The 1,273-nt window shown below is 68.8% G+C and carries 1 protein-coding gene; it reads right to left on the bottom strand.

Annotated elements, in window-relative coordinates; translation table 11 throughout:
• Positions 1–34 precede the first annotated feature (34 nt).
• The gene (locus HHX41_RS39390; protein WP_182910008.1) at positions 35–1,153 is read right to left on the bottom strand and encodes an IS630 family transposase; all 1,119 of its coding nucleotides are present in this window, start codon (positions 1,151–1,153) and stop codon (positions 35–37) included.
• Positions 1,154–1,273: the final 120 nt, after the last annotated feature.

The raw sequence follows: 1,273 nt of genomic DNA, 5'->3' as shown, positions 1-1,273 counted from the left end.
CTAGTGCGGTGACCACGAACGTTCGCCGGGTTGGTCAGGCGGCTTCGTCGGCGGGTCGTCCCCAGCGGCGTTGTTTCTCGCTGCGGATGCGGGCGCGTTCGCGTCGCTGGGCGGCCAGTACGTCGGGGTGGCGGGCGTTGGCGTTGCGCCAGCGCAGGTAGGCCTGCAGTTTGCGGGCCAGCACGGTGTGGTTGGGATGGTTGGAGTTTCCCATCACGAAGCTGCGTAGCGGCCCGAACTGCGCCTCGATGGGGTTGGCCCAGGAGGCGTAGGTCGGGGTGAGGCACAGCTCGACCTTGTTAGCCGCGGCCCAGGCGCGGATCGCGGGGGTCTTGTTGGCCGACAGGTTGTCCAGGATCACGTAGATCGGGGCGCCGTCGGGGCGGGCGGCGCGGATGGATTTCAGTGCGGCCAGGGTGTGGTCGCCGCCCTTGCGGGTGCGGGTGATGCCCCACAGCAGGTCATCGCCCAGGCTGTAGCAGCCGTGGAAGTAGCGGATGCCGTGCGTGCGCCGGTAGGTGGCCGGCAGCCGATCGGGCCGGCCCCGCCTGACCCAGGTGGTGCCGTGGCAGGGCCGGATCGACAACGGCCCGAACTGATCGAAGGCGAAACACCGGGTAGGGAAGCGGGTGGTGACCTCCTCGATCCGGTTGAGCTTGGCTTCGCGTTCGGGGTCGGCGGACTCCTTCCAGGTGCGGGTCCGCTGGAAGGAAATCTTGTGGCGGTGCAGGATTTGCCGCAGCCGCTCTCGCCCGATGCGGACGCGGCGGGTGGGGTTGCCCTCCAGGTAGGCGGCCAGCTTGCGCAGGCTCCAGTGGGTGAACGGGCGGCCCAGCTTCTCCGGGCGCGTGCGGGCCGTCGCGATGATTAAGGCCTCATCGTCGCTGGTGATCAGGCGGGGACGGCCACCCGCCCATTTAGGGTCCAGCGCATCAAGCCCTTTGTCGTTGAAGGCGTGGATGACATCCCGCACGGTGTCCTCATCGGCGGCCACGAGCTGCGCGATCGCCGGCACCGGGGTGCCGCTGGCCGAGGCCATGATGATCAACGCCCGGCGGACCCGGATCGAGCCGTGCTTGCCCCGCCGGACTAGGCGTTGCAGCGTCTGACCCTCATGGTCGGTTAATCGCCGTGCTCGTACGGGCTCGGCCATGCGCTCCTCCTGCTGTCGGTACCGATCACTGGTACCGACAGTGGAGGCAAACCTGATCAGAGGCCCGGAAGCGGCCCGGCGTGTCGCGGCCCGGCGAACCTAAGTGGACACCCCACTAGG

The organism is Microbispora sp. H13382 (assembly GCF_014161445.1).
GTDB lineage: Bacteria > Actinomycetota > Actinomycetes > Streptosporangiales > Streptosporangiaceae > Microbispora.
This window is presented reverse-complemented; position numbering and strand designations above follow the sequence as displayed.